Raw genomic sequence first — 1461 nt, 5'->3', positions numbered from 1 at the left:
CCCTGCGTTTGCTGAGAGCATCACGGCGTCAGTGCCGATCTCGGCACCGTTGTAGCCGAGTATCCGCGCAAGCTGGTCCCGGGCCCTCCAGATACGGCTCTTCACGGTCCCGACTTGGCAACCCATGACCGCGGCCGCTTCGTCGTAGCTCATGTTTTCCACTGCGATGAGGATCAGGGCTTCCCGCATCACTGGGTTAAGACGGTCGAGAGCTGCGCTGACATCCTGAATGTCGAGGCGGCTGGATTGCTCAGGCAAGGTGACCATGCGGGCCGCGTAGCTCCCATCGTCGTCCTGAATTTCACGATGCTTACGCTGTCCGGTGTAGTAGAAGTTGCGGAGGATCGTGAAGGTCCATGCCTCAAGGTTCGTTCCTGGAAGGAAGCGGTGCCTGTTTTTCCAGGCTCGGAGGAGGGTTTCCTGGACGAGATCCTCGGCTGCAGATCTGTCCCGGCAGAGCGATAAGGCGAAACGCCTGAGCGATGCCGCTGTGGCGAGGAGTAGTTGCTGGAACTCAGTGTCGTTGCGAGTACGGGCAGCACCGACATCTGCATCGAGCTTGGCCAGGAGATCCGCGAAGCGCTCGACAGCGCTCGCCTCGGCGTCGGTCTGATCCTCAAGCCCATAGACTGCCGCTATCAAACTGCCGAGGTGCCGTCGGATTGGCTCCGAGAGGATGACGTCAAGCGCACGGGATGCGGCCTCGTCTGCGCCCTCGGCTTCGGTCGGTTCTATGGTCGTTCGAGAAGCCAAGTTGGAGCGCCTTGTTCAGATCGTTCGATAGAACGGCCAGGTACATGTCTTCACGGCATAGCTCGGCCAGTGCGACCAACCGCGCGGATTCTCGCTCGGTCTGATCGGTCGAGGTCGCCCGCCGCTCGTCGGCAGCCCTTTCTCGCTTCCGTTTTCCCCGATTCTGACAGGACTAGAACTTCAGTAGGCGTGCGCTGCGGGAATTTGCACCCTCCCCCCTGAGGAATGGATCCCTTCCGGGCCAAGCGCAGCCAGGCGGTCCACTCAGCCGAGACGACCCGGACGATGTTCGGCAGGTTGCGAAAGCCGGTGACAGGGCGCTCCTCGACCGTGACCAGCCCGAGCTTACGCGCCTCCCGAATGGCGTTGCGCACCGTGGTCTCGGACACGCCGACGATCGCCGCGATGTGCCCGACCGCCAGCCGGCAGTCGCCGCGGCGCGCTACCTCAGCAGCGACCAGGGCGAGCAGGCCTTGCTCGGCGTGGGTGCACTTGGCGGCGAGACCGAGCGGCATGCGACCACAGTCGGCCCCGCGGCGGCGGCGCTCAATCGAGGCGCCCGTGCGTGGCCGGGAGCCGACGCCGGGCCCCCTGGGGCTTCCTCTGCGATTTGAGGCGTCCTCAGCTGCATCCCCCATCCGGGGTGAGACACTTGCCACCCCGTTCGGGTTCTGTCCGGATCGCTGTCCACTTGTGGACAGCGTTCGG

Annotated in this window: 2 protein-coding genes; both read right to left on the bottom strand. The window is 64.2% G+C overall.

Annotation, left to right across the window (positions count from 1 at the left end):
* The coding region (locus MKK69_RS22045) for a sigma-70 family RNA polymerase sigma factor (RefSeq protein ID WP_243971463.1) at positions 1-753 on the bottom strand (753 nt) is incomplete at its 3' end.
* 50 nt (positions 754-803) lie between these two features.
* Complete coding sequence (locus tag MKK69_RS22040; RefSeq protein WP_409564862.1) at positions 804-1268, bottom strand: hypothetical protein; 465 nt, start codon at positions 1266-1268, stop codon at positions 804-806.
* Between the last annotated feature and the right edge of the window lie 193 nt (positions 1269-1461).

Source organism: Methylobacterium sp. J-026, from assembly GCF_022829585.1.
In the GTDB taxonomy this organism is placed as follows: Bacteria; Pseudomonadota; Alphaproteobacteria; order Rhizobiales; family Beijerinckiaceae; genus Methylobacterium.
This window is presented reverse-complemented; position numbering and strand designations above follow the sequence as displayed.